The organism is Mycobacterium sp. DBP42 (assembly GCF_005924235.1).
Taxonomy (GTDB): domain Bacteria; phylum Actinomycetota; class Actinomycetes; order Mycobacteriales; family Mycobacteriaceae; genus Mycobacterium; species Mycobacterium syngnathidarum.
In genome coordinates, this window is record NZ_VCMY01000017.1 from 1 (window position 1) to 23,576 (window position 23,576).

The 23,576-nt window shown below is 66.9% G+C and carries 27 protein-coding genes; 13 read left to right on the top strand and 14 right to left on the bottom strand.

Going from position 1 to position 23,576, the window contains the following annotated elements; genetic code table 11:
* Together E0T84_RS16770 and E0T84_RS16775 are read right to left on the bottom strand one after the other, a co-directional pair.
* Nucleotides 1-656 (bottom strand): DUF222 domain-containing protein (locus E0T84_RS16770; protein WP_138745002.1); only part of this gene is annotated, 656 nt, incomplete at its 3' end.
* 55 nt (nucleotides 657-711) lie between these two features.
* Nucleotides 712-2,085, bottom strand: coding sequence for an FAD-binding oxidoreductase (locus E0T84_RS16775; RefSeq protein WP_138745003.1), 1,374 nt, complete (start codon nucleotides 2,083-2,085; stop codon nucleotides 712-714).
* Between the two features lie 164 nt (nucleotides 2,086-2,249).
* Here E0T84_RS16775 and E0T84_RS16780 point away from each other — a divergent pair, with 164 nt between their 5' ends.
* Nucleotides 2,250-2,468, top strand: coding sequence for a hypothetical protein (locus E0T84_RS16780; protein ID WP_075910384.1), 219 nt, complete (start codon nucleotides 2,250-2,252; stop codon nucleotides 2,466-2,468).
* Between the two features lie 66 nt (nucleotides 2,469-2,534).
* Here E0T84_RS16780 and E0T84_RS16785 read toward each other — a convergent pair whose 3' ends face one another.
* From E0T84_RS16785 to E0T84_RS16800, 4 genes are all read right to left on the bottom strand, one after another.
* Complete coding sequence (locus E0T84_RS16785) at nucleotides 2,535-3,353, bottom strand: class I SAM-dependent methyltransferase (RefSeq protein ID WP_075910385.1); 819 nt, start codon at nucleotides 3,351-3,353, stop codon at nucleotides 2,535-2,537.
* A 62-nt stretch (nucleotides 3,354-3,415) separates the two neighbouring features.
* On the bottom strand, nucleotides 3,416-4,432 hold the full coding sequence (locus E0T84_RS16790) for an NAD-dependent epimerase/dehydratase family protein (RefSeq protein ID WP_138745004.1): 1,017 nt from the start codon (nucleotides 4,430-4,432) through the stop codon (nucleotides 3,416-3,418).
* A complete protein-coding gene (locus tag E0T84_RS16795; RefSeq protein ID WP_070186635.1) occupies nucleotides 4,429-4,935 on the bottom strand; it encodes a nuclear transport factor 2 family protein in 507 nt (168 codons plus the stop codon). Before E0T84_RS16795 ends, E0T84_RS16790 begins: the two co-directional genes overlap by 4 nt.
* Nucleotides 4,936-4,977: 42 nt before the next feature.
* Nucleotides 4,978-5,382 carry a hypothetical protein gene (locus tag E0T84_RS16800; protein WP_249383668.1) on the bottom strand — a complete coding sequence of 135 codons (405 nt, stop codon included), beginning with the start codon at nucleotides 5,380-5,382 and terminating at the stop codon, nucleotides 4,978-4,980.
* Between the two features lie 58 nt (nucleotides 5,383-5,440).
* On the opposite strand from E0T84_RS16800, the gene msrA reads away from it, so the two are divergent.
* The gene (gene msrA, locus E0T84_RS16805) at nucleotides 5,441-5,965 is read left to right on the top strand and encodes a peptide-methionine (S)-S-oxide reductase MsrA (protein ID WP_070186633.1); all 525 of its coding nucleotides are present in this window, start codon (nucleotides 5,441-5,443) and stop codon (nucleotides 5,963-5,965) included.
* Nucleotides 5,966-5,969: 4 nt separating this feature from the next.
* On the opposite strand, the gene E0T84_RS16810 is transcribed toward msrA, so the two are convergent.
* Nucleotides 5,970-7,319 (bottom strand): cytochrome P450, encoded by a 1,350-nt coding sequence (locus tag E0T84_RS16810; RefSeq protein ID WP_138745005.1) that lies wholly within the window; start codon nucleotides 7,317-7,319, stop codon nucleotides 5,970-5,972.
* A gap of 93 nt (nucleotides 7,320-7,412) precedes the next feature.
* Between E0T84_RS16810 and E0T84_RS16815 the strand changes: the two genes are divergently transcribed.
* Entirely contained in the window at nucleotides 7,413-7,997 is a 585-nt protein-coding gene (locus E0T84_RS16815; RefSeq protein WP_070186631.1) for a TetR/AcrR family transcriptional regulator, read from the top strand.
* Here E0T84_RS16815 and E0T84_RS16820 read toward each other — a convergent pair.
* Nucleotides 7,974-8,543, bottom strand: a complete 570-nt coding sequence (locus tag E0T84_RS16820) for a TetR/AcrR family transcriptional regulator (RefSeq protein ID WP_070186630.1) — start codon at nucleotides 8,541-8,543, stop codon at nucleotides 7,974-7,976. The two genes, E0T84_RS16815 and E0T84_RS16820, sit on opposite strands and share 24 nt — an antisense overlap.
* 54 nt (nucleotides 8,544-8,597) lie before the next feature.
* On the opposite strand from E0T84_RS16820, the gene E0T84_RS16825 reads away from it, so the two are divergent.
* Entirely contained in the window at nucleotides 8,598-9,269 is a 672-nt protein-coding gene (locus E0T84_RS16825; RefSeq protein WP_070186629.1) for a class I SAM-dependent methyltransferase, read from the top strand.
* Here E0T84_RS16825 and E0T84_RS16830 read toward each other — a convergent pair.
* The 5 genes from E0T84_RS16830 to E0T84_RS16850 form a co-directional block, all read right to left on the bottom strand.
* Nucleotides 9,266-10,339, bottom strand: a complete 1,074-nt coding sequence (locus E0T84_RS16830) for a prenyltransferase (RefSeq protein WP_371726017.1) — start codon at nucleotides 10,337-10,339, stop codon at nucleotides 9,266-9,268. The genes E0T84_RS16825 and E0T84_RS16830 overlap by 4 nt on opposite strands.
* Before the next feature lie 15 nt (nucleotides 10,340-10,354).
* Nucleotides 10,355-11,077, bottom strand: a complete 723-nt coding sequence (locus tag E0T84_RS16835) for a class I SAM-dependent methyltransferase (protein WP_070186628.1) — start codon at nucleotides 11,075-11,077, stop codon at nucleotides 10,355-10,357.
* Nucleotides 11,071-12,342, bottom strand: a complete 1,272-nt coding sequence (locus E0T84_RS16840; protein WP_070186627.1) for a glycosyltransferase family 4 protein — start codon at nucleotides 12,340-12,342, stop codon at nucleotides 11,071-11,073. The genes E0T84_RS16835 and E0T84_RS16840 overlap by 7 nt, the downstream gene beginning before the upstream one ends.
* Nucleotides 12,343-12,472: 130 nt before the next feature.
* Nucleotides 12,473-12,928, bottom strand: coding sequence for a PPOX class F420-dependent oxidoreductase (locus E0T84_RS16845; RefSeq protein ID WP_138745006.1), 456 nt, complete (start codon nucleotides 12,926-12,928; stop codon nucleotides 12,473-12,475).
* Nucleotides 12,903-13,466, bottom strand: coding sequence for a hypothetical protein (locus E0T84_RS16850; protein WP_138745007.1), 564 nt, complete (start codon nucleotides 13,464-13,466; stop codon nucleotides 12,903-12,905). Before E0T84_RS16850 ends, E0T84_RS16845 begins: the two co-directional genes overlap by 26 nt.
* Before the next feature lie 77 nt (nucleotides 13,467-13,543).
* On the opposite strand from E0T84_RS16850, the gene E0T84_RS16855 reads away from it, so the two are divergent.
* The 7 genes from E0T84_RS16855 to E0T84_RS16885 all read left to right on the top strand — a co-directional run bounded on the left by E0T84_RS16855 (nucleotide 13,544) and on the right by E0T84_RS16885 (nucleotide 19,059).
* The gene (locus E0T84_RS16855; protein WP_070186645.1) at nucleotides 13,544-13,834 is read left to right on the top strand and encodes a hypothetical protein; all 291 of its coding nucleotides are present in this window, start codon (nucleotides 13,544-13,546) and stop codon (nucleotides 13,832-13,834) included.
* 36 nt (nucleotides 13,835-13,870) lie between these two features.
* A complete protein-coding gene (locus tag E0T84_RS16860) occupies nucleotides 13,871-14,665 on the top strand; it encodes a DUF427 domain-containing protein (RefSeq protein ID WP_070186624.1) in 795 nt (264 codons plus the stop codon).
* Nucleotides 14,666-14,750: 85 nt separating this feature from the next.
* Nucleotides 14,751-16,580, top strand: coding sequence for a hypothetical protein (locus tag E0T84_RS16865; protein ID WP_070186644.1), 1,830 nt, complete (start codon nucleotides 14,751-14,753; stop codon nucleotides 16,578-16,580).
* Entirely contained in the window at nucleotides 16,577-16,759 is a 183-nt protein-coding gene (locus tag E0T84_RS16870) for a hypothetical protein (protein ID WP_138745008.1), read from the top strand. The genes E0T84_RS16865 and E0T84_RS16870 overlap by 4 nt, the downstream gene beginning before the upstream one ends.
* On the top strand, nucleotides 16,756-17,196 hold the full coding sequence (locus E0T84_RS16875; protein WP_138745009.1) for a hypothetical protein: 441 nt from the start codon (nucleotides 16,756-16,758) through the stop codon (nucleotides 17,194-17,196). The genes E0T84_RS16870 and E0T84_RS16875 overlap by 4 nt, the downstream gene beginning before the upstream one ends.
* Complete coding sequence (locus E0T84_RS16880) at nucleotides 17,193-18,479, top strand: hypothetical protein (RefSeq protein ID WP_138745010.1); 1,287 nt, start codon at nucleotides 17,193-17,195, stop codon at nucleotides 18,477-18,479. Before E0T84_RS16875 ends, E0T84_RS16880 begins: the two co-directional genes overlap by 4 nt.
* Before the next feature lie 10 nt (nucleotides 18,480-18,489).
* Nucleotides 18,490-19,059 (top strand): isochorismatase family protein, encoded by a 570-nt coding sequence (locus E0T84_RS16885; RefSeq protein WP_278247944.1) that lies wholly within the window; start codon nucleotides 18,490-18,492, stop codon nucleotides 19,057-19,059.
* Here the strand turns inward: E0T84_RS16885 and E0T84_RS16890 are convergent.
* Nucleotides 19,052-19,867 carry an enoyl-CoA hydratase/isomerase family protein gene (locus E0T84_RS16890; RefSeq protein ID WP_138745011.1) on the bottom strand — a complete coding sequence of 272 codons (816 nt, stop codon included), beginning with the start codon at nucleotides 19,865-19,867 and terminating at the stop codon, nucleotides 19,052-19,054. The two genes, E0T84_RS16885 and E0T84_RS16890, sit on opposite strands and share 8 nt — an antisense overlap.
* Nucleotides 19,868-19,937: 70 nt before the next feature.
* Here E0T84_RS16890 and glgX point away from each other — a divergent pair, with 70 nt between their 5' ends.
* Nucleotides 19,938-22,055 carry a glycogen debranching protein GlgX gene (gene glgX / locus E0T84_RS16895; protein ID WP_138745050.1) on the top strand — a complete coding sequence of 706 codons (2,118 nt, stop codon included), beginning with the start codon at nucleotides 19,938-19,940 and terminating at the stop codon, nucleotides 22,053-22,055.
* A gap of 358 nt (nucleotides 22,056-22,413) precedes the next feature.
* Nucleotides 22,414-23,571, top strand: a complete 1,158-nt coding sequence (locus E0T84_RS16900) for an acyl-CoA dehydrogenase family protein (RefSeq protein WP_070945834.1) — start codon at nucleotides 22,414-22,416, stop codon at nucleotides 23,569-23,571.
* The last annotated feature ends 5 nt before the right edge of the window (nucleotides 23,572-23,576 follow it).

Here is a 23,576-nt window from a genome sequence, read left to right on the forward strand (position 1 = left end):
CCGATCGCATCGGCACGCCGCTGCTCATGGGTGCGCGGATCGTGCTCACACACCGTGTCCGCCAACGCATCCAAACGCTGATCCAATGCCGCCCCGTCAACAGCATCGACATTGGCCCAGATCGTGGCGTTGCCCAAGCTGCCGGGCTCGACCTGCACGAACCGCTCCTCGGTCAGATCCGGCGGGACCCGCACCCCATTCGGATCGAGTTTGGCGACCCATTGATCGATCCGGTCCCGCAACTGTCGTTCGGAGAACCGCATCCAGCGGTGCGCGCGGGCGGCCAGTTCGGCATCCAAGGATTCCCACACCGCCGGGTCGGTGGTGGCGGTGCGGGTGATCAGCATCCGCACCACCCGATAGTCGATATCCCCGACCGCGAACCGCGCCGCCACCTGAGGCAGTTTGTCCCGCAGCACCCGGGCATGATGGATCTGGGTGCCGGCCCGACCGCGGCTGATCCGCATCGCCGCCGAAATCTCGGCCCCCACCGCTTCAAACGGATCGGTGGTCCAGAAAATCGACTCGGCCAACTCCTGTTCGCGTAGCGTGTCCAGCGCCCCGATCGCGGCCAACCGGCCCGCGATCGCCACCGACTCGGCCCGCGCCGCAGCGCTGACCGCATCGATCAGGTCGGCAGCGGAACGTTCGAACATGTGTGCGAGTATGCCACCCGGGTACGACGAGTTGGCCGCACTCCCCTGACCAGCGCTAATGCGGCTTGCGAGTGATGACGTCGGCGACCCGCGCGATCGGCGAGGTCCGCGACCGCCCGCCGGCCTCGTGTCGGTCGGCGAGCTTGTAGGCGACATAGAGCCCACGCACGCCGAGCCACCGCAGCGGCTCGGGTTCCCAATTGCGCGATCGATGCCCGACCCACGGCAGCTCTGTGATGGAGGTGTCGCGACGCAAGACCAGGTCCGCCAAGGTCCGGCCGGCCAGGTTGGTGGCGGTGACTCCGTGGCCGACATAGCCGCCGGCCCAGCCCAGTCCACTGGCCCGGTCCAGACCGACACTCGCCTGCCAGTCCCGGGGCACTGCCAGCACCCCGCACCACCCATGGGCGATCGGCACCTCGCGCACCTGCGGCAGGATCGAATGCAGCACGTCGGTGAGCAGCCGGATGGTGCGGGCCGGTACCTGCCCGTCCACGTCGGTGCGTGAGGCGAAGCGGTAGGGGACGCTGCGCCCGCCGATGGCGATGCGATCGTCGACTGTGCGCTGCGCGTAGAAGAAACCGTGCGCACTGTCTCCCACGGTTTCGCAGCCCTGCCAACCGATTTCGTCCCACAACGCCGCCGGGATCGGGTCGGTGGCGATCATCGAGCTGTTCATCGGCAGCCAGGTACGGCGCAGACTCGGCAGCGCCGGGGTGAAGCCCTCCGTGGCGCGCAGGATGATCGGCGCCCGCACCGTGCCCAGGGCAGTGACGGCGCGGCCCGACGCGATCTCGGTGACCGGCGTGTTCTCGTAGATCGTGACGCCGCGGCGTTCGACGGCTTCGGCCAACCCGCGGGCCAGCCGGGCCGGCTGGATCCGGGCGCAGTGCGGGGTGCGGTAGGCCGACACCACACCGTCAAAGCGAATATGTTCGGCGGCTTGCTCTTTCGTCAGTTCCGCAACGTCATTGCCCCAGGCGCGTTCCTCGGCGATCGCGTCGGCAAGGCGGGCCGCTTGGGCAGCGTTGCGGGCGATCTCCAAGGTTCCGCCCTTGACCGCCCCGGCGTCGATTCCCTCTCGACGGGCTACTTCGATCACGTCGTCGACGGCCTCGTTGAGTGCCTGCTGCCAGGCGAGCACCCGTTCACGTCCGTGCTGCCGTGCCATCCGGTGCCGATCACCCGGTGCCAGGCCCGACAGCCAGCCGCCGTTGCGACCTGACGCCCCGAAGCCCGCGAACCGGGCCTCCAGCACCGTGATCCGCAGCGACGGGTCGGCCTGCGCGAGGTAGTAGGCGGTCCACAACCCGGTATATCCGGCGCCGACGATGCACACGTCCGCATCCCCATCGTCGGGCAGGGGCGGTCGAGGCGTGGGCAGCTGGTCGAACCAGTGGGAAACCTGACCGTTCACCGTGTTGGGCACCGCTGGATTGTGCCAGGACTTCTCGGACGTCGGGAGGAATGTGAAGGCGCGTACATCCTTCTTTCTGCCATGAGTCGATCAATTACTGCCAACGGAAATTGGCTGGCTGACCTCGCGGTTTACACAGGCATAACCGACATGGACGAGAAAGGAAGAAGCAGAAAATGAAGAAGTTCGGATTCGCCGTCATAGCCGCCAGCGGACTGGGCGCAGCCGTCCTGGGCCTGGCCGCACCGGCCCTGGCCGCTGAGCCCGCTCCCGTCGCAGCTCCCAATGCCGTCACCATCTCCGCTGGTGTGGACCACTTGGATTGGCTGGACCAGATCCACCCCAAGCCGATGGTCCCGAAGGTGGACAACACCGTGCGCCACAGCGGCCGTTGATATCGACAGGCAAAGCGGGGCAGTCCGGAAACGGACTGTCCCGCTTTACCGTTGGTGGGCATCAGCTCAGAACGCGTAGCGGTGATATTGCGCCATGTACCGCAGCACCGGTACCGGTTTCATGATGGCCAGCATCAACCGGTAGCGCCAGGCCAGTGTGGCGAACACCGGGTCGTCGAATGGCGACATCCGAGACAACAGCCGGGTACCCGGCACCGCGCGCAGGATGTCCTCGGGTTTGTCGATGGCCCAATGCAGTTTGGCCCCGGATCGGCGAACCACCGTGTTGATCCACTGCGATCTGATACCGAGGGTGTTGAACGCGTCGAATTGCAGTTCGCCGGAAGGAAATCCGTCGACGATGCGACGCAGCAACGCCACCCCGTCGTGTTCGGTGAGATACATCGTCAGCCCCTCACCGATCATCAGGGTCGGACGCTCGGCGGGAATGTCGCGCAGCCAGGCCGGGTCGGTCACCGAGGCGGCGATCACGTGATAGTGCTCCGCGGACGGGTAGAGCTGCTCGCGCAAATGTGCGACGTCGGGGTAGTCGATGTCGTACCACTCGACTCCGGGGCCGGGCTCCAGTCGGAAGAACCGCCCGTCCAGTCCGCACCCCAGATGCAGCACCACAGCCTCGGGATGCACGGCCAGGAACTGGCGGGTCCAGTGGTCGAAGTGCGCGCTGCGGGTGGTCACCGCCGGTGACTTCGCCTCGGTGATCGAGGTGCGGCTCCAGTCGTAGTCGATGCGGTCGGCGATTTCCTTGGCCAGCTTGTCACCGAGGATCGGGTGGGGCAGCCCGGCGTCGAGCGCCTTGGCGTAGAACGTGGCCAGCATGGTCTGCGGCGCCCCGGAGAGGTCGACTTTCAGCTTGTCGGTCATATCGCCAGGTTAGGCCGCAATACGCTTGGCGCCCAGTGGCTTAACGTCCTACGGCGTGGTGTTCAGTTGCCGTTGCGGGCGCGTTTGGCCGCGCGTAGGCCCACCCAGAACTTCGCTGCCTCGGCGATCGATTCCTCGACCGGCCTTGGCTGCCAACCCAGTTCACGCACGGCCTTGGAGTGATCGAGCTCGGCTTCGGCCCGCATGAGCCGCAGGGATTCGAGCGACAACCGCTCATCGGTGCCACGGAGCTTGCCCTTGAGGGTGCCTGCGGCGGCGAGCGCGTAGGACACCGGCAGCGGCAGAGACCGCTGCGGGGGCGCGACACCGGCGGCCTCGGCCGCCAGCCGGGCCACCTCGGCGTTGCTGATCATCTTCTCCGAGATCAGGTAGCGCTCACCCGGGGTGCCGCGTTCGGCGGCCAGCAGCATGGCTTGGGCTGCGTCGTCGATACCGACTGCTTCCAGGTCGATCCCGCTCATCACAAACGGCAGCTTGCCGAAAGCCGCTCCGGCGATGATCGCTCCGTGCGGGGTCCGGCCCCAGTCGCCGCTGCCGTACGTGGTGGACACGCACATCGCGACGGCGGGCAGCCCGCGTTCACGTGCGTACTGCAGCACCAGTTCTTCGGCTTGCACCCGGGAGCGCACGTACGGCGTCACCCCCCGCAGGTCGATCACGTCGTCCTCCGAAGACCGTTTGCCGCGCTTGCGCCCGACGGTGACGTAGCTGCTGGTGTAGACGAATTTGCGCAGGCCGTCGATCTCGGCGGCGACCTCGAGCACGTTGCGGGTGCCCTCGACGTTGGTGCGAAACAACGGTGCCGGGTCGCGCAGCCATCCGCGGGGGTCGACGACACAGTGGTAGACGACGTCGCAGCCGGTCATCGCCTCGCGGAGAGCCGCGGTGTCGAAGACGTCGCCGAGAACCCGCGTGACGTCGAGGTCGTCGATTCCCACGGTGTTGGCGCCGGCCCGCACCATGGCCCGGATCTCGGACCCGTCGTCTGCGGTGACCAACTGCCGCAGCACATGGGAGCCGAGAAATCCGTTGGCCCCGATGACCAGCTTGGCGCTCACTGGCCGCCCCCGAACTTCTTGAGCCACGCTTCGGCCTCGTCGGTCAGGGTGCCGAGTTCGGCCGCCTTGCGGCACCACTTGCGGGCCGCGGAGGCGAATCGCAGGGGGTTGTAGACGTCTTCCTGACGGCACCAGAGGCCGTCGCCGGCGTAGGTCAGGATCGAGATGTTGGTGGCGGTGATGATGGTGCCGTCACCCGGGTCGCGCATCGGATTGTCCAGTTCGCAGATGATGCGGCCGGTCGGCTCGTCGATCACCGACCACAGCGACGGGAACGACGTCATGTAGCTGCCGGGGAATGTGGTCATGGTCTTCCAGATCCACGGCCGTACCTGCTCGCGGCCTTTCATCGTGCCCACGGCGTGCTCGATGTAGTCGACGTCGACGGTGTAGTGGTCGGCCCACACATCCCAGTTCTTGGTCTGCGCGGCCCGATCGACGGTCTGCTCGAACGTCTCGAAGGCAGCGGCGAGTTCCTCGCGGCTGAAAGGGCTGCTCGTCACCCCAAAACTAGAACACGTTCTACCGGTCTTTGTCGAGGCCCGTCACTGCGGTACCAGCACCTGTCGGGAACCCAGCGGGGCCTGCAGTGCCACTGCGGCACTGCCCGGCAACGCAAGGGCGATGCACATCCGGCCGACCGACTCCGGCGGCGTTCCGCCGCGAAGGTCGATCGTGACCGCATCCGCGGTCTCGTGCGTGACCAGGTGCACCCCGAAGCAATCCGGGGTACCCGCGGTGAAGTTGACCAGCAGGCCGTTCTCGTGACGGCTGAAGGATTCGATCCGGGTCAGATGCGGGTCGACGATCGCGGGGTTGTCGGTGAACAGCGTTCGGGCGGGATCCGGTGGCACCTCAGGCACCGCGACCGGGCCCGGCTCGGCCGCCGCGGTGGGGCATCCGGCGAACAGGAGTAAACCGGCAAGCGCGGTGGTTGGCACTACACGCATGCGCTCCACGGTAGCGCCGGAGCACAATGTGGTTTGACGAGCAGAAGGAGAGAACGGCATGAGCAACCAGGCGAACGGGACGGCCACGGCGATCCTGGCAGGGGGCTGTTTCTGGGGCATGCAGGACCTCATCCGCAAGCAGCCCGGCGTGGTCTCCACCCGCGTCGGCTACACCGGCGGTCGCAACGACCACCCCACGTATCGGAACCATCCCGGGCATGCGGAAGCCGTCGAGATCGAATACGACCCGGCGCAGACCGATTACCGCGCGCTGCTGGAATTCTTCTTCCAGATCCACGATCCGTCCACCAAGGACCGGCAGGGCAACGACGTCGGCACCAGCTACCGCTCGGCGATCTTCTACCTCGATGACGAGCAGAAGCGCATCGCCCTGGACACCATCGCCGATGTGGACGCCTCGGGACTGTGGCCGGGCAAGGTGGTCACCGAGGTGACCGCGGCGAGCGATTTCTGGGAGGCCGAGCCCGAGCATCAGGACTACCTGGTGCACTACCCGAACGGGTACACCTGCCACTTCCCGCGCGCGGGCTGGAAGCTGCCCAAGCGGCAGACCACCGGATAGCCGATCAGGCCCCCAGCGGCGTGGCGCGGCGATGCACGACGATGCGCCCGCCCGCCGCCGGGGTATAGGCCACCCCGCGGGAGTGCACCTTTTCGCCCGGTGCGGTGGTGGTCTCGATGACGAAGTGGCGCAATATCGTTCGCAACACCACGTCCATTTCCACGTTGGCGAAGACCGCTCCGACGCAGCGCCGCGTGCCGCCGCCGTACGGCAGCCAGCCCAGGCCGGGTCGGTTGCCGACGAAGCGCTGCGGGTCGAACCGATCTGGATTCGGGAACTCATTCAACGATTCCTGGATCTGCGATATCGCCACGATGACCGAGTAACCCCGCGGGATCTCCCACTCCCCCAACCGGATCGACGGCGCGTAGATGTGCCGGCCGGCGAAGTCGATGACGGTGCGGTTGCGCTGCACCTCCAGGATGGTGGCCTGACGGTACTCGTTGCCGTCGGTGGCGGCCTCGGCCACCAGGTCGGCCAGCACCTGCGGATGACGGCTGATCCGCTCGAAAGCCCAGCCCAGGGTCGAAGCCGTGGTCTCATGCCCGGCGGCCAGCAGGGTCAGCAACTCATCGCCGATGTCTTTGCGGGACATGGCAGATCCGTCCTCGTAGGTGCTGCGTAACAGCAGCGCCAGGATGTCGTCGCGCTGGTCGAAGTCGGGGTCGGCCTCGACCTTGTCGATCAACCGGCCGATGACGGCGTCGTATTGCTCGCGGTATCTGGCCAACCGGCCCCACGGGCTGAACCTGCCGTAGGTCCGGGCCGGGGTCGGCACCACCACCAGCCGTGAACCCAACGTGACCCATGGCGGGATGATGCGGCGCAATTCATCGAGTTGCTCACCGTCGGCGCCGAACACGGCGCGCAGGATCGCGTTCAGGGTGATCCGCATCATCGGCTCGAGCGTCTCGAACTCCCGGCCCTCGGGCCAGCTCGCGGTTTCCCGCAGGGTCTCCTCTTCGAAGATCTGCTCGTAGTTCCTGATGCTCTTGCCGTGGAACGGCGGGGTGAGCAGCTTGCGACGGCGGCGGTGATCGGTGCCGTCGAGGGCGAACACCGATCCGGATCCGAGGATTCGGCTCAGGTTGGGCTGGATGTTGCCGACGTCGTCGGTGTTGGCGGCGAAGAGCTGCTTGGCCAGTTGAGCGTCGGCGATCATCACAGTGGGGCCGAAGATCGGGAGTTTGAGGCGGAAGACGTCGCCCTGGCGGCGGGCGACCTGTTTGACCACCCAGCGCCTGGCCACGGCAAAGCCGATGGCCTGCAAGGGCTTCGGAACCCGCGCGGGTGGCGGTATCCGCCCCGGCGTGACGGTCTCGGCGGACTTCTTTGTAGCGACGAGCTCGGTCATACGACCTCCAGCCAGTTCTGGTACCGCGCGGTACCAATGGGTTATGAGGTACGGTACTCCCAGGTACCAGGCAACGCAAGGGGGTCAGCCACGATGACCTACCGGCTGCGGTTACTCGATGGGCTCGCCACGGCGATCGCCGAGAAGGGCTATCGCGAGAGCACGGTGGCCGACATCGTCCGCCATGCCCGCACCTCCAAGCGCACGTTCTACGACCAGTTCGGCACCAAGGAGGACGGCTTCCTCGAGCTGTTGCGGGCCAACAACGCCGCCCTCGTCGACGGCATCCAGGGCGCCGTCGATCCCGACGCGCACTGGCAAGACCAGATCGCCCAGGCGGTGGGCGCCTACGTCGACCACATCGCGTCGGCCCCGGCGATCACCTTGAGCTGGATCCGTGAGTTGCCGGCGCTGGGAAGCAGGGCCCGCCCGCTGCAGCGCGCGGCGCTGCGCGAGCTGACCGATCTGCTCATCGAACTCAGTGGCAGTGCCGGCTTTGAGCGGGCCGGGTTACCTCGGCTCACCGAGCCGATGGCCATCATCCTGCTCGGCGGGCTGCGCGAGCTCACGGCGCTGATCGTCGAGGACGGCCGCGACATCCACGAGATCTACGGGCCTGCAGTGGCCGCGTCAACGGCGATCATGACCGCGAATTCAGCTGAGCAGCAAGCGCGCTGACTTCTCCAGCCGTTGCGTGACGGCCGCATACGGGTCGTAGCCCATGCCCGCCCACACCAGGGTCCCGGTGTAGAGCAGTTCCAGGGCTTCGATGACGTCCAGGTCCACATCGGGTCCGAGCGCGGCCACCAGCCGGCCGCGGATGTCGGCACCGATCCGTTGCCGCAGCACGTCCACGTCGGGATCCTTGCCGAGCAGGGCGTTGGTCACCGCCCCGGCGAACTCGGGTTCGCCGGCCAACAGTGACGCGATGTGCTGCAACACCTCGACCACCCGGGTGGCCGGGTCCGCTGAGGTGTGCGCAGCCGGCGGCGCAGCCGAGAGACGACGCCAGAACACCTCGGCCACGAGGTGTTCTTTGGAGGAGAAGTAGGTATAGGCCGTGGCTGCCCCGACACCGGCCTCGGCAGCCACCCGGCGCACGGTCAACCCGGGGAATCCGTCCCTGGTGATCAGCTGCAATGCAGCCTGACCCAGGCGCTCCACGGTGTCGGCCTGCCGGGCACTCAGACGGCGGCGCGTGGACTCCAAGGCCGCATCGGACACGTGTCCGGACGCTACTACAACCACCACTGGCCAGCAACGGTAGGTTGGGCATTCATGAGCACCGCCGACACCACCCTGCCGCCCCACGCCCAACGCTTGTTCGACCTTGCCGAGCAGGTCACCGGCTTCATGCCGGCCGACGAAGGCCGCGCCCTCTACGACGCCGGACTGCGCTATCTCGGCGGCGGGATCGGTGTCGAGATCGGCACCTACTGCGGCAAGTCGACCGTGATGCTCGGCGCGGCCGCACAGCAGACCGGCTCGGTTCTCTACACCGTCGACCATCACCACGGCTCGGAAGAGCACCAGGCCGGCTGGGAATACCACGACACCACCATGGTCGACCCGGTGACCGGATTGTTCGACACGCTACCCACGATGCGCCACACGCTGGACGCCGCGGGCCTCGACGAGCATGTGGTGGCCGTGGTCGGCCGCTCACCCGTGGTCGCGCGGGGATGGCGAACGCCGTTGCGGCTGCTGTTCATCGACGGCGGTCACACCGAGGAGGCCGCGCAGCGTGACTTCGACGGCTGGGCCCGGTGGGTCGACGTCGGCGGTGCGCTGATCATCCACGACGTGTTCCCGGATCCCGACGACGGCGGTCAGGCCCCGTTCCACATCTACCAGCGCGCACTCGCGACCGGTGCCTTCGCAGAGGTGGTCGTGATGGGTTCGATGCGGGTACTGGAGCGGACCTCGGGCGAACCGGGACAGTTGGACTAGCGGTCCCCGGCTTTTCCGCCGACACACTCGCAGTCATACTCCCCCTCGAGGCCGCGCGGCAGCCCCACGCCTCGGAAGATGCCGCTGGCCGCGGTGGTCCGCGACAAGGCGTCGGCGGCCAGGACCATCGCCGCACCGGTCCAGGTGGTGCGCTCCTCGGGCCAGCGCTTGCCGTCGGCGAAAACCAGTCCGGTCCAATAGGATCCGTCACCCTCGCGTAGATGCTGCATCGCCACGAACTGCTCGTGGGCCCGAGGAGTGTCGCCGATCGCATCCAGTGCCATCACCAGCTCACAGGTCTCCGCGCCGGTGACCCACGGCCGGTGGTCGACGCACCGGATGCCCAGCCCGGGCACCACGAAGTCGTCCCAGCGTTGCGCGATGCGGGCGTGGGCCGCCTCGCCCTGCAGGGCGCCACCGAGCACCGGGTAGTACCACTCCATGGCATGGGTGTCCTTGGCGGAGAACGCCTCTGGATGGGCGGCGATGGCGTGGCCGAGCCGGCCGACGGCCACCTCCCATTCCGGTTGCGGATCGTCGAGGAAATCGGCCAGCGCCAGGCCGCAGCGAATGCTGTGATACACACTGGCGCAGCCGGTCAGCAGGGCTTCCTCGACCGGGCCCGACGGGCTTGCCGCCCAGTAGATCTCGCCACCGGGGGCCTGCAAACCCAGCACGAAGTCGAGCGCACGGGTCACCACGGGCCACATCGACTCCGCGAAGGCACGGTCCCCGGTGATGAGCACATGGTGCCAAACCCCGGTCGCCACGTAGGCGCAGAAGTTGCTGTCGCTGTTGGCATCCTCGATCACGCCGTTGCGCAGCTGAATGGGCCAGGAACCGTCGGGCCGCTGCACGTTGCGGCACCAGTCGAATGCCGCCCGGGCCGGTTCGATCAGCCCGGCCACGGTCAGCGCCATGGCGTTCTCCACATGGTCCCACGGATCGGTATGTCCGCCGTCGAACCACGGCAGCGCCCCCGAGGTTTCCTGGGTCGCCGCGATCGAGCGCGCCGTCTGCACGCAGTCTTCTGGAGTCAGAACTCCGGGCACACCGGGGATCTCAGGCACAAACACAGCGCGGGCCTACCCGTTGTCTTCCGGCTTGTGGAAATACAGTGCAACGCTCTTGCCGATCACCGGGTTCAGCAGCGACTCGGCGGTGCGGGTGGCCCAGGGCCGGCCCATCATGTCCCACACCAGCAGCTGGTGGTAGGCCTTGACCGCGAAGTGGTCGTTCTTCTCCGTGCCGACAAGGCATTTGAGCCACCAGTACGGAGAGTGCAACGCGTGCTCGTGATGCGTATGGGTCAGCGTGAGCCCGTGGGCCAACACCTTGTCGCGCAGTTCGTCGGCCTTGTAGATGCGGATGTGCCCGCCCTCGTTGGCGTGGTACTCGTCCGAGAGCAGCCAGCAGAGCTTCTCGGGCAACCATCGCGGCACGGTGATGGCCAGCGAGCCACCGGGTTTGAGGACACGCACCAGTTCGGCGATGGCACGGTCGTCCTGCGGAACGTGCTCCAGGATCTCCGAGGCGATGACGCAGTCGAAGCTCGCGTCGGGGTACGGGAGGTCGAGAGCGTCTCCCTTGACGGCCTCCCCCTTGGCCGACAGCGGGACCTCGCCCTCTTCCCGCATGGCCTGCAACATCGTGTCGACATCGTTGAGGTCGGACACACTCTGGTCGAAGCCGACCACCGAGGCCCCGCGCCGATAGGCCTCGAACGTGTGCCGGCCCGCGCCGCAGCCGACGTCGATCACCGTCGTGCCCGGTCCGACACCGAGACGGTCGAAATCGACGGTCAGCATGGCGCCACCTTTCCTTCTTGTGCTCCTCGCGTGCGCGTCCAAACCCGTGCCTGGGCCATCTCGTACACCGATACCGTCTGTGCGGCAACGGATTCCCAACTGAAGACATCGAGTGCTCGCTGTCGCCCGGCGGCGCCGAGCTTGCGGCGCTCCAACGGCGAGTCGAGCAGTTCACCCAGCACCGCGGTCAGCTCGTCGACGTCGGCCGGGCGCACCAGCCGGGCGCAGGATCCGTCGTCCCCGACCACCTCGGGCAGGGCACCCGTGCGGCTCGCCACGATCGGGGTGCCACTGGCCATGGCTTCCACCGCGGGCAGTGAAAAGCCCTCGTACAGCGACGGGATGCAGGCCACCTCGGCGGAAGCGAGCAGCGCGGCGAGTTCCTCGTCGCTCAACCCACTGGAGCTGTGCACGATGTCGGAAATACCGAGTTCGGCAATGAGTTTCTCGGTCGGACCGTTCGGTTCGAGCTTGGACACCAACTGCACGTCGAGATCGCGGGCCACCCGCAGCCGGGCCACCGCATGGAGCAGATGACTGACGCCCTTGAGCGGGACATCGGCACTGGCGATCGCGATGATGCGGCCGCTCACCCGGTGGTCGCTGGGCTTGAACAGTTCGGTGTCCACACCCAGCGGCACGATGTGCAGCTGATCCGGTGTCACCCCGAAGTCCTCGGCGATGTCGGCGGCAGACGAGGACGACACGGTGAGCAGCTCGGGGATCCTGCGGGCCACCTTCTTCTGCATCTCGGCGAACCCGTACCAACGCCGCACCAGTGGCTTGCGCCACCACTTGGCGGCGGCGATTTCGACCACCCGGTCGCGGGTGATCGGGTGGTGCACGGTGGCCACGACCGGCAGGCCGCTCTCGGCGATCTTCAGCAGCGCCGAGCCCAGGCTCTGGTTGTCGTGCACGACATCGAACTCGTCGCGGCGGTCGGCCAGGATGCGGGCGACGCGCATGGTGAACGTCCGCGGCTCGGGGAACCCGGCGCTCCACATGGTGGCCAGCTCCAGCGCGTCGATGCCGGAGCGGATCTCGCTGGGCCTGGGCACACGGAAGGGGTCCGGTTCGCGGTAGAGATCGAGGCTGGGGACCTTGGTCAGTTTGACCCGCGGATCGAGCCCCTCGGGATAGGGCTGGCCGGAGAACACCTCGACGTCATGGCCGAGTTCGGCGAGCCCGCGGCTCAGATAGCGCACGTAGACGCCCTGGCCGCCACAATGGGTCTTGCTCCGATAGGACAGCAACGCGATACGCATAATCAGATCACCCGACGGCCGAAATCGTGCTGAGCTGGGAATACACGCTCACGCGTCGACTCCGAACCCTCTGGACATGTGTCCAGACTATAGTTTGACCTGCTAGCCAACGCAACGCGTCGGCCTGCACCTACGCCGGAGGGAAGCCACCCGTGGCAACCGGGCCCCAACGCACCGGCGTGACCCGGATCAGGCACTTGCCCTGGTCAACCATCGCCTGCCGGTACTCATCCCAATCCGGGTGTTCACCGGCGACCGCGCGAAAGTAGTCGACCAGCGGCTCCACCGCCTCCGGGAGCCCGATCACCTCGGCATCGCCATCGACTTGTACGTACGGTCCGTTGAACTCCTCGGACAGCACGGTCACGCTGGCACGGGGTGTGCGCCGGCAGTTGGCGGATTTCGCCCGCTGCGGGTAGCTCGCGATCACGATGCGGCCCCGATCATCCACCCCGCCCGTCACCGGGGAGGTCTGCAGCGAGCCGTCGGCGCGGAACGTGGTGAGCACCATGTGGTGTCGCGGTCGCACGAAGTCCAGGAGTTCGTCGATACCCACTCGGTCAGCGGTCGCATACTTTCGGGCCATGCTTCGACGGTAGGACAAAGGCGAAGGGCCGGGGGAAACCCAGCCCGGTCAGCCGAGCACCCCGCACGGCCGCGACATCGGTCGGCACCACCGTGCCCGACGACGGCTCGTAGCACTCCAGAACCTCACCGGTGGTCCCGGCAAGCAAAACCCAGTGCCGCGGGATGCCGCGCTCACCGACCAGCATCGGAACCGGCCACCCTTCCGTGACGGCGCGAAGCACATCCGACAGCGAGTCGCAGGTGCCGCGGAAGAGCCGCCACCGGTATGTCACCGACCGTTTCCCACTGCGGTGGGTCAGAGCGCGCGCCATTCCGGCGGGCGTGGTGCCCAGCCGCCGGGGCCAAATCCGGTTGACGGCAGCGTGAATTCGGCCCTGCTCGGCGGCGAACCACGCCGGGCCGTCCGGGTGCAACAACTCCGCGCGGTAGGCGTGGTCCATCATGGCGCCGGCCACCAGCGCGACCGTCGGGCCGCAAGTGACCCCGTCGCGCTGCCGCAGCCCAAGGGCCGCCACCAAGCGATCAATTTCTGCCATTGGAACTAAAGCGCCTGAGCTGCTGGTTTGAACCGATATCTGGCAGCGTAACGAATAGCGTGGAAGAGGACAGTCCAGTGCGAAACACATTCGGAAGGTCTCGGATCGCCGCCGCGGCGGCAGGCGTGGCGGTGGCGGCCATCATCGGGTCGGCCGGACCGGCCGCGGCCGCGCCCAACGGCCCCAGTAATGCCGAGCAGACCATCAGACAGCTTGAGTCCCAGGGCTACACGGTGGTGGTCAACCGTCTCGGTTCGTCACCGCTGAAGCAGGCCTCCGTGGTCGCCATACGACCGGGACCGAACTTCAGCCGCACCGACACACTGAGCGCCGTCACCACCCGCACGGTGTACGTCGACGTCAAGTAGCAGACAGCGGGCGCCGTCGGCATCGATAATGGCTCGATGGCGGTGAGAATGGACGAGCTCCTGGGCGGCAAGCTGGGCGCCCTGCGATACCAGCCCACTGCCAAGCGAATTCGGGTGTGCCTGGGCGGCGAGCCGGTGGCCGACACCGGCGCGGCGGTGCTGATCTGGGAGCCGCGGCGGGTGGTGCCGACGTACGCGGTACCGCGTTCGGCGTTGACGGCGCAACTTGTTCCGGCCGGCGGGGATGTCGGCGACGACGAAATCCTCGGTTTCCTGGACCCGTCGGTGCCGTTCACCGCGCACACCTGTCCGGGAACGGCGTTCGACGTCATCGCCGGTGAGGAAACCGGTGCGGCCGCAGCATTTCGGCCGGACGACCCGGAGTTGGCCGACTACGTGATCCTGGACTTCGCGACGTTCGAGTGGCGCGAGGAGGACGAGCCGATCGTCGCGCATCCGCACGATCCGTTCCACCGGATCGATGTCCGGCGCAGCCGTCGACGGGTCCGCATCGAGCTCGACGGACGGGTGTTGGCCGAATCCTGCAGTCCCATGGCGCTATTCGAGACCGGACTGCCCACCCGCCACTACCTTCCCCGCGAAGACGTGACTGCCGTCCTCGATGTCAGCGACACCGTCACATATTGCGCGTACAAGGGCCGGGCCACCTACTATTCGCCGCCCGGCGGGCCCGCCGATCTGGCTTGGTCGTATCACGAGCCGCTGATCGACGCGGTGCCGGTCCGCGATCACATCTGCTTCTTCGACGAGCGGGTCGATGTATTCCTCGACGGGGAACGCATGCAGCGACCCAGCACTGCGTGGAGCTGACCGAGCCGACCGAACGTCTGTTTCGACCGGCCCACTTCTGGCAACATCAGTCACCGACACCACAGTCGGCTGACCGGAGGTCATGATGGGCTCGTCCGATGTCACGCTCACCGCAGCCGCCGGGACCGAAGGCGGTGGTGCCGCGCTCGATCAGGTGATCGGGATGTCGGTGGTCGCCCTGATCGTCACGGTCGCACTGCTGTGGATCGGCTACCTGCACCGCAACCGACGCATCACCTGGCTGAACAACTTCGCCGAGTGGCTGGGACGCAAGTTCCACCGGCCGCCGTGGGTCGCGTTGCAGGTGTTCCTGTTCACCGCGACGATCATCTGCGCGCTGTTCGGTTTCATCTGGGATGTCAGCCTGCATATCGGCAAGGGACGTGACGAGGGCCCCCTGGCCAACCCCGCGCACTACTTCATCCTGATCGGGCTGTTCCTGCTGTTCATCGCCGGGTCGATGGCCATCGTGCTGCCCTACGACAAGCCTGGGCCCGCCGCCATCCGGATCACCCGGACCTGGTACGCCCCCGTGGGCGGGGTGCTGATGGCGTTGTGCGGGCTCTACGCTCTCATCGGATTTCCGCTCGACGACATCTGGCACCGCATCTTCGGCCAGGACGTCACACTTTGGGGCCCAACACATTTGATGCTGATCGGCGGGGCCGGCCTGTCTCTGATCGCCGTGCTGTTGCTGGAACACGAAGGCCGTGTCGCGATGGGGCCCGAGGGCATGGCCGAGGACAGCAAGTTCAACAAGTTTCTCTATTTCCTCTCGTTCGGCGGTCTGTTCATCGGTCTCTCGGTGTTCCAGATCGAGTACGACTTCGGCGTCGAGCAGTTCCGGCTCGTGCTGCAGCCGATGATGATCGCGGCCGCGGCCGCACTGGCGGCCGTCGCGGCCCGGCTGGTGCTCGGCCCGGGTGCGGCGTTGATCGCCGCCGGGTTCGCCATCGCCTTGCGCGGGGTCGTGGCCTTGATCGTCGGGCCGGTTCTGGGTGCGCCGACGAGTTGGTTCGCGCTCTACCTCGGTCCGGCCCTGGTGGTCGAACTCCTCGCACTGACCCCACTCGTCAAGCGGCCCATCCTTTTCGGTGCGGTCGGCGGGCTCGGGGTGGGCACCGTCGGGCTGTGGCTGGAATCGTTGTGGATCGGCGCGGTCTATCACTACCCGTGGCCCACCAGCATGTGGGGCGAAGCGCTGGCCATGGCGATCCCGGTGGCCGTCGCGATGGGCCTGTGCGGCGCGCTGCTCGCCCTGGTGCTCACCGGCCAACCGCTGCCCCGCCCCGCGGTGGGGATTTCCGTCGTGGTGGTCACCGTCCTGGTGATCGGCGGTGCGGTGGCCAACGGGTTACGCACCGAAGTCCCGCAAAACGCCAGCGCCACCATCACTTTGACGGACCTGCCGGCCCCGGACGGGCAGCGCGTGGCCTCCGCCGACGTCCAGATCACCCCGGTCGACCTGGTCGGTGACGATCCGGAGTGGGTGTCGATCCTGGCGTGGCAGGGCGGCCTGGCCGACCACCGCGGTCTGGTGATCAACCGTTTGGAGCAGGTCGGCCCAGGCCACTACCGCTCGACGCAGCCCATCCCGGTGTCGGGCACCTGGAAGACCCTGCTGCGCGTGCAGGACGGAACCACCATGGCCGGGGTGCCGATCTACCTGCCCGCCGATCCCGGCATCGGCGCCGCCGAGACCCCGGCGTTGACCTCCAGCAACCGGGAGTTCGTGCAGGAGATCACGATCCTGCAGCGCGAACGCAATCTCGATCATCCGTCGTGGCTCTTCAACGCGGCGTCGCTGGTGGTCCTGGTGTGCACACTGATCCTGATCGCCGGGCTGACCTGGGGTGCGGGCCGGATCAATGCCCGAGAGCTGGCCGCCGGCCGTGAACCCGCTGGACACCCATGATCGATCCGATCCGCTTCCAGGCCGACCACACGCTGCTGTTGGCGTTGCCGGCCTTCGCCCCGGCGGTCGTCGTGGTGGGTGTCGTGGTGTACGTCGCCATGCGGGACCGCCGCGGCGGGCCGCGTGATTACGTTCGAGATGAAGGTGTCGACGACTCAGGCGAAGATGGTTCACCGTGATCAACCTCAAAAGCAGTGTCATCGTCCTGGCGTCCGCTCTCGCCCTGGTGACGGCCGGTTGTGGCGGCTCCGGCGATACTCAGAAGTCCGAAGGTTCAGCTGATTCGGCCACCCCTTCGGCGACCACGGTCAATCCGTCGGACATGACCAACGAGCAGCAGGCACCGGCTCGGCTGCTGATCGACGTCACGATCAAGAGCGGTGAGGTCAACCCGACGAACCAACGGCTGCAAGGCAAGGTCGGCGAGCCGATCGTGGTGCGGGTGAACAGCGATGCCGCCGATGAGCTGCACGTGCACTCCAATCTCGAGCACACTTTCAAGATCGAGCCACGCAACGGCCAGCAGTTCCAGTTCACCGTCGACGTGCCCGGCACGGTCGACATCGAGCTGCATCAGCTGAACCGCACGATCGCCAGCGTGCAAGTGCAACAGTGACTCCCGCGTCGACCGCTCTCCTGGCCCACGGTCTGGGCGGCTCGACCGATCTCCCGATCCCCTACACCTACGCACTGATCGGTGCGGCGTGGACGCTCACGTTCACCTTCGCGGTGGTGGCGCTGGCCTGGCGGCAGCCCCGGTTCGATGCGGACAAGCCGGGTTTACCGCTGCCGTCGTGGGTGACGACGACTCTGGACTCCGCCGCGACGCGCTGGGGCCTGGGTGTGCTCTCGCTGGTCTTGACCGGGTGGGTGGCCTACACCGCGTTCACCCGACCGGCCGCCGTCAACCCGCTGCCCAGCGTCTTCTACGTCCTGTTGTGGGTGGGGCTGGTAGCGGTCTCGGTGTTGTTCGGCCCGGTGTGGCGGCTGATCTCACCGGTGCGCGCGGTGTGCCGCTTCCTGCCGGGAAGGCACGCCCGGCGCTATCCGGAGCGGATCGGCTATTGGCCGGCGGCCGCCGGCCTGTTCGCCTTCGTCTGGCTGGAGCTGGCCAGCCCCGATCCGGGATCGGTTGCGGCCATTCGTAACTGGCTCCTGATCTACCTGGTGGTGACGCTCACCGGCGCCGTGTGCTGCGGGACGCGCTGGCCGGAGAGCGCCGACCCGTTCGAGGTGTACAGCACGGTGGTGTCCAAGCTGTCGCCACTGCGCCGCCACGACGGGCGGATGGTGCTGGGCAACCCGTTCGATCATCTGCCCTCGCTGCCGGTGCGGCCCGGGCTGGTCGCGGTGCTGGCGGTACTGCTGGGCTCGACCGCGTTCGACAGCTTCTCGGCAATGCCCCAGTGGCGCAACTTCGTCGACGCACATTCAGGATCTCCATTGGGCGCCAGTCTGATCCGTACCGGGGGGCTTCTGGTGTTCGCCGCCACGGTGGCCGTCACATTCTGGGCGGCCACCCGTACCACCGGCGGGGTCGATCGCCGACTTCGGCGCGAGCTGCCAGGGCTGATGGCCCATTCCCTGATCCCGATCGTCGTCGGCTACGTGTTCGCGCACTACCTGTCCTATCTCGTGGAGCGCGGCCAGCAGGCGGTGATCTTGCTGTTCGGGCTCCATGACGTGCAGGTGAGCTACTTTCTGTCGGCCCACCCGACGCTGCTGGCCACCCTGAAGGTCGGGTTCGTGCTGACCGGTCACGTTGCCGGAGTGATCGCCGCGCACGATCGGGCACTGCGCCTGCTGCCGAGACAACATCAGCTCACCGGCCAGCTCGCGACGATGCTGGTGATGGTCGGCTATACGTTCACCGGGCTGTACCTGCTGTTCGGCGGGTAGCGTCGGGTTCATGCAGATGTCCAAGCAGGCTCGGGCACTCATCGTCGTCGACGTGCAGAACGATTTCTGCGAAGGCGGCTCGCTGGCGGTCGCCGGTGGTGCGGCGGTGGCACGCGACATCAGCGCATTGCTGGCCACCGACCACGGGTACGACCACGTGGTGGCCACCAAGGATTTCCACATCGACCCGGGTGACCATTTCTCCGACACCCCCGATTACCGGACGTCATGGCCGCGGCACTGCGTGGCCGAAACCCCGGGGGCGGCTTTTCATCCCGATTTCGATCCGACCGCGGTCGAGGCGGTGTTCGAGAAGGGACACCATTCGGCGGCCTACAGCGGTTTCGAGGGTGTCGATGACTCTGGTACGACGCTCGCGGACTGGCTGAGTCTGCGGGGCGTCGAGGCGGTGGACGTGGTCGGTATCGCCACCGACTACTGCGTCGCGGCCACCGCCTCAGACGCGGTCAAGGCCGGGCTGCGCACCCGCGTGCTGACCGGCCTGACCGCCGGAGTCGCCCCGGAGAGCTCAACGGCGGCAATCGATCAACTCCGAAGAGCCGGGGTCCAGATCAGCTAGTCGGGTCGGCGGGCCGTCCCGTCCACCGGGGGTCTCGCCGCTCGATGTAGGCGCGCACCCCTTCGCGTGCGTCGTCGTGCGCCATCAGGCTCAGGTGGATCTCGGTCTCCCTGGCGCCGACACCGGCCCGGTCGAGGTCATACGAGTCCCACAGCAGCCGCTTGCTGGCCGCGACCGACATCGGTGCGGTGTTGATCGCGATGTCGTGGGCGAGTTCCAGTGCGGCGGGCAACACCTGCTCGGCCGGTAGCACCCGGCTGCCCAAGCTGAGTTCGACGGCGCGGCGCCCGTCGAATGTCGCCCCGGTCAGCAGGATCTCGGCGGCGTTGGCCAGGCCGACCAGCCGGGGCAGGACCCAGTGCGAGTAGGCGTCACCCACCATGCCGCGCCGGACCTGCACTACGCCGTACCGCGCGTCCGCGGCGAAAAGCCGGATGTCACATTGCAAAGCAAGTGTCAGCCCGATGCCGATGGCGTGACCGTTGACCGCGGCGATCACCGGTTTACCGAGGGTCCAGGCCGGCACGACCAGGCCCGCGGCGCTGAATTCCCGAGCGGGCTCGGTGAAGGTCTGCTCGCCCGCCCCGAGGTCCGCGCCGGCGCAGAAGGCGGGTGGTGCCCCGGTCAGCACGATCACGCGAACCGCGTCGTCGCCGTCGCAACGCAGAAAGGCGTCGGCGAGCTCCTCGCGCATGCCGCCGCCGAAGGCATTGCGACGCTCGGGGCGGTTCAGCATGACGATCGCGACGGAGCCGTCGAACGTGACCCGCAGGGTCTGGTACTGCGGTAGCTCAGAGCGAGTGGTCACCGCTGTAACGTACCGCCGCACATTCGACCGGCCACGGCTCCCCGGGAGCCGTAAGGTCGAATGTGTGACTGTGGAGACGTGGCGGGGCAAGGCCTACCCACTGGGTGCGACGTACGACGGCTCGGGCACCAACTTCGCGTTGTTCAGTGAGGTCGCCGAGAAGGTCGAACTGTGCCTGTTCGACCCGGACGAGTCCGGGACGCTGCACGAAACCCGGGTGACGCTTCCCGAGGTCGACGGATTTGTCTGGCACGGTTTCATTCCGGGAGTCGAGCCGGGCCAGCGCTACGGCTATCGCGTGCACGGCCCGTACGATCCCGCAGCCGGTCACCGGTGCAACCCGAACAAGCTGGTGCTGGATCCCTACGCCAAGGCCATCGAGGGATCCTTCGACTGGGGTCAGCCGCTGTTTTCGTACAACTTCGACGAGCCGGCAACCCGCAACGACGACGATTCGGCGGCCAGCATGCCGAAGGCCGTGGTGATCAACCCGTACTTCGACTGGGGCGTCGATCATCCGCCCAGCCATGAGTACGCCGACACCGTCATCTACGAGGCCCACGTCAAGGGACTGACCCAGACCCACCCGGATGTCCCCGAGCAGCTGCGCGGAACCTACGCCGGCGTTGCTCACCCGGTGATTGTCGAGCACCTGAAAGCCTTGGGGGTCAACGCCATCGAGCTGATGCCGGTGCATCACTTCGTGGACGACTCGACTCTGGTCGAGAAGGGCTTGTCGAATTACTGGGGCTACAACACGATCGGGTTCCTGGCACCCGACCCCCGCTACAGTTCGGCAGGTACCCCGGGCGGCCACGTCCAGGAATTCAAGGCCATGGTGCGGGAACTGCACGCCAACGGCATCGAGGTGATCCTCGACGTCGTCTACAACCACACGGCCGAGGGCAACCACCTGGGCCCGACATTGTCCATGCGCGGCATCGACAACGCCGCCTATTACCGGCTGGTCGACGACGACTTGCAGTACTACATGGACTACACCGGCACCGGCAACAGTCTCAATGTCGGCCATCCCCATTCGCTGCAACTGATCATGGACTCGCTGCGGTACTGGGTCACCGAGATGCATGTCGACGGCTTCCGTTTCGATCTGGCCGCCACCCTGGCCCGCGAGTTCTACGATGTGGACCGCCTGAGCGCGTTTTTCGAACTGGTGCAGCAGGATCCGATCGTCAGCCAGGTCAAGCTGATCGCCGAGCCGTGGGATGTCGGCCCCGGCGGGTACCAGGTGGGTAACTTCCCGCCGCAGTGGACGGAGTGGAACGGCAAGTTCCGCGACACCGTTCGCGACTACTGGCGCGGTGAGCCGGCCACCCTCGACGAGTTCGCCTACCGGCTGACCGGCTCGGCCGATCTGTATGAGCAGACCGGGCGCCGCCCGTTCGCCTCCATCAACTTCGTCACCGCCCATGACGGTTTCACGCTGCGTGACCTGGTGTCCTACAACGAGAAACACAATCAGGCCAACGGCGAGGACAACCGCGACGGTGAGAGCAACAACAAGTCGTGGAACTGCGGCGCCGAGGGCCCGTCAGACGATCCGGAGATCAACCGGCTTCGCGCCCGCCAGCAGCGCAATTTCCTGGCCACTCTGTTGCTCTCCCAAGGCGTTCCGATGCTCTCACACGGTGACGAGCTCGGCCGCACCCAGAGTGGCAACAACAACGTGTACTGCCAGGACAACGAGATTTCCTGGATCGATTGGGCCAGCGCCGATTCCGATCTCCTCGAGTTCACCCGTTCGGTGTCGGCCCTGCGCGCCGCACATCCGGTGTTCCGGCGCCGCAGGTTCTTCGACGGCCGGCCGGTCCGCGAGGCGGGTAGCGACGGGTCGCCCGACATCGCCTGGTTCGCACCCGACGGTTCGGACATGACGGCCGAGGATTGGGAGACCGGGTATGCCAAGTCGGTGGCGATGTACTTGAACGGGGAGGGCATCGCCGATCCCGATGTCCGGGGCCAGCGCGTGGTCGACGACTCGTTCTTGCTGTGTTTCAACGCGCACTACGAACCGATCGAGTTTGTTTTACCCCCCGAACAATTCGCCGCCCGGTGGGTTCCGGCAATCAGCACGTCGGCAAACTCCACACGCGACGCGGCCGCCGCCGGCAGCGCGGTGAAAGTCGATGCGCGCGCCGTCCTGATACTGCAGTCGGAATCAGATTGAACGTCAATTCAAGAGGTTGCTCATCGATCGGATGTCCCTGCCCTAACCAGGAAGTCTGGTAACTTGAACATGTAGCAGCCGTGGCCGCCTAAGTAGACATTGAGCGCTTGTTTCGATGTCACCGGCCGGGCGGGCTGGGGGGTACGAGCCGAAGAGCGGCGGCAACTACCCTGCGGCCACGGCTGCGGCCTCTTACGGGCTGTGCCGCGGCACCCCACATCCCAACCCAGTTGATTCATTCGACGTTCACCGGCCGGTCACCTCGGTGTGGCCGTGGCCTCGCGGTTGCCGGGGCGGCTGGTGCGGTAGCACTGGACCGTCGTAGGTACCCAACCAACCGCTGGGTTAGTGTGCAGTCATGCAGCTAGCCCTCACCCCGGAGGAAGCCGCCTTCCGCGACGAACTCCGCACCTTCTTTACGACGAAGATTCCCGCCGAGCTTCGCGAACGAAACCGGCTCGGGCTGCCGATCGGCAAAGAAGGCATCGTCACAGCGCACAAGATCCTGCATGAGCACGGACTCGCGGTGCCCAACTGGCCCGTCGAGTGGGGCGGCAAGGACTGGACGCCCAATCAGCACCAGATCTGGCTCGACGAGATGCAGCTGGCCAGCGTCCCCGAGCCGCTGACCTTCAACGCCCGGATGGTGGGGCCGGTGATCGCCGAGTTCGGATCACAGGAGATCAAGGAGCGCTTCCTGCCGCCGACCGCCGCGCTCGACATCTGGTGGTGCCAGGGCTTCTCCGAGCCCGAGGCCGGCTCCGACCTGGCGTCGCTGCGCACCACCGCGATACGCGACGGCGACAGCTACGTGGTCAACGGCCAGAAGACCTGGACCACCCTGGGTCAGCACGCGGACTGGATCTTCTGCCTGGTCCGGACCGACCCGCAGGCACCCAAGAAGCAGGCCGGCATCTCGTTCCTGTTGTTCGAGATGAACACCCCCGGCGTCACGCTGCGCCCGATCAAGCTGATCGACGGCAGCTACGAGGTCAACGAGGTGTTCTTCGAGGACGTCCGGGTTCCCGCCGACCAGCTCGTCGGCGAAGAGAATCAGGGCTGGACCTACGCGAAGTTCCTGCTCGGCAACGAGCGCACCGGTATCGCCCAGGTTGCCCGCACCAAGGTGCGGCTGGCCGAGGTGAAGGAACGCGCCGCGGCCAACGGCCTGCTGGCCGACCCGCTGTTCGCCGCCCGCCTGGCCGAGGCCGAAAACGACGTGCTGGCATTGGAACTCACCCAGATGCGGGTGACCTCCGATTCGGCCGACGGCAAGCCGAGCCCGGCCTCGTCGGTGCTGAAGCTGCGCGGCAGCCAGTTGCAGCAGACCGCCACCGAACTGCTGGTCGAGGTCGCCGGCGCTGACGCCCTGCCCTACGAGGCCGGCGACATCGCCTCCCCGGACTGGGCGCAGCACGCCGCCCCGCACTACCTCAACTACCGCAAGACCTCGATCTACGGCGGTAGCAACGAGGTGCAGCGCACCATCATCGCGTCCACCATTCTCGGATTGTGAGTTGA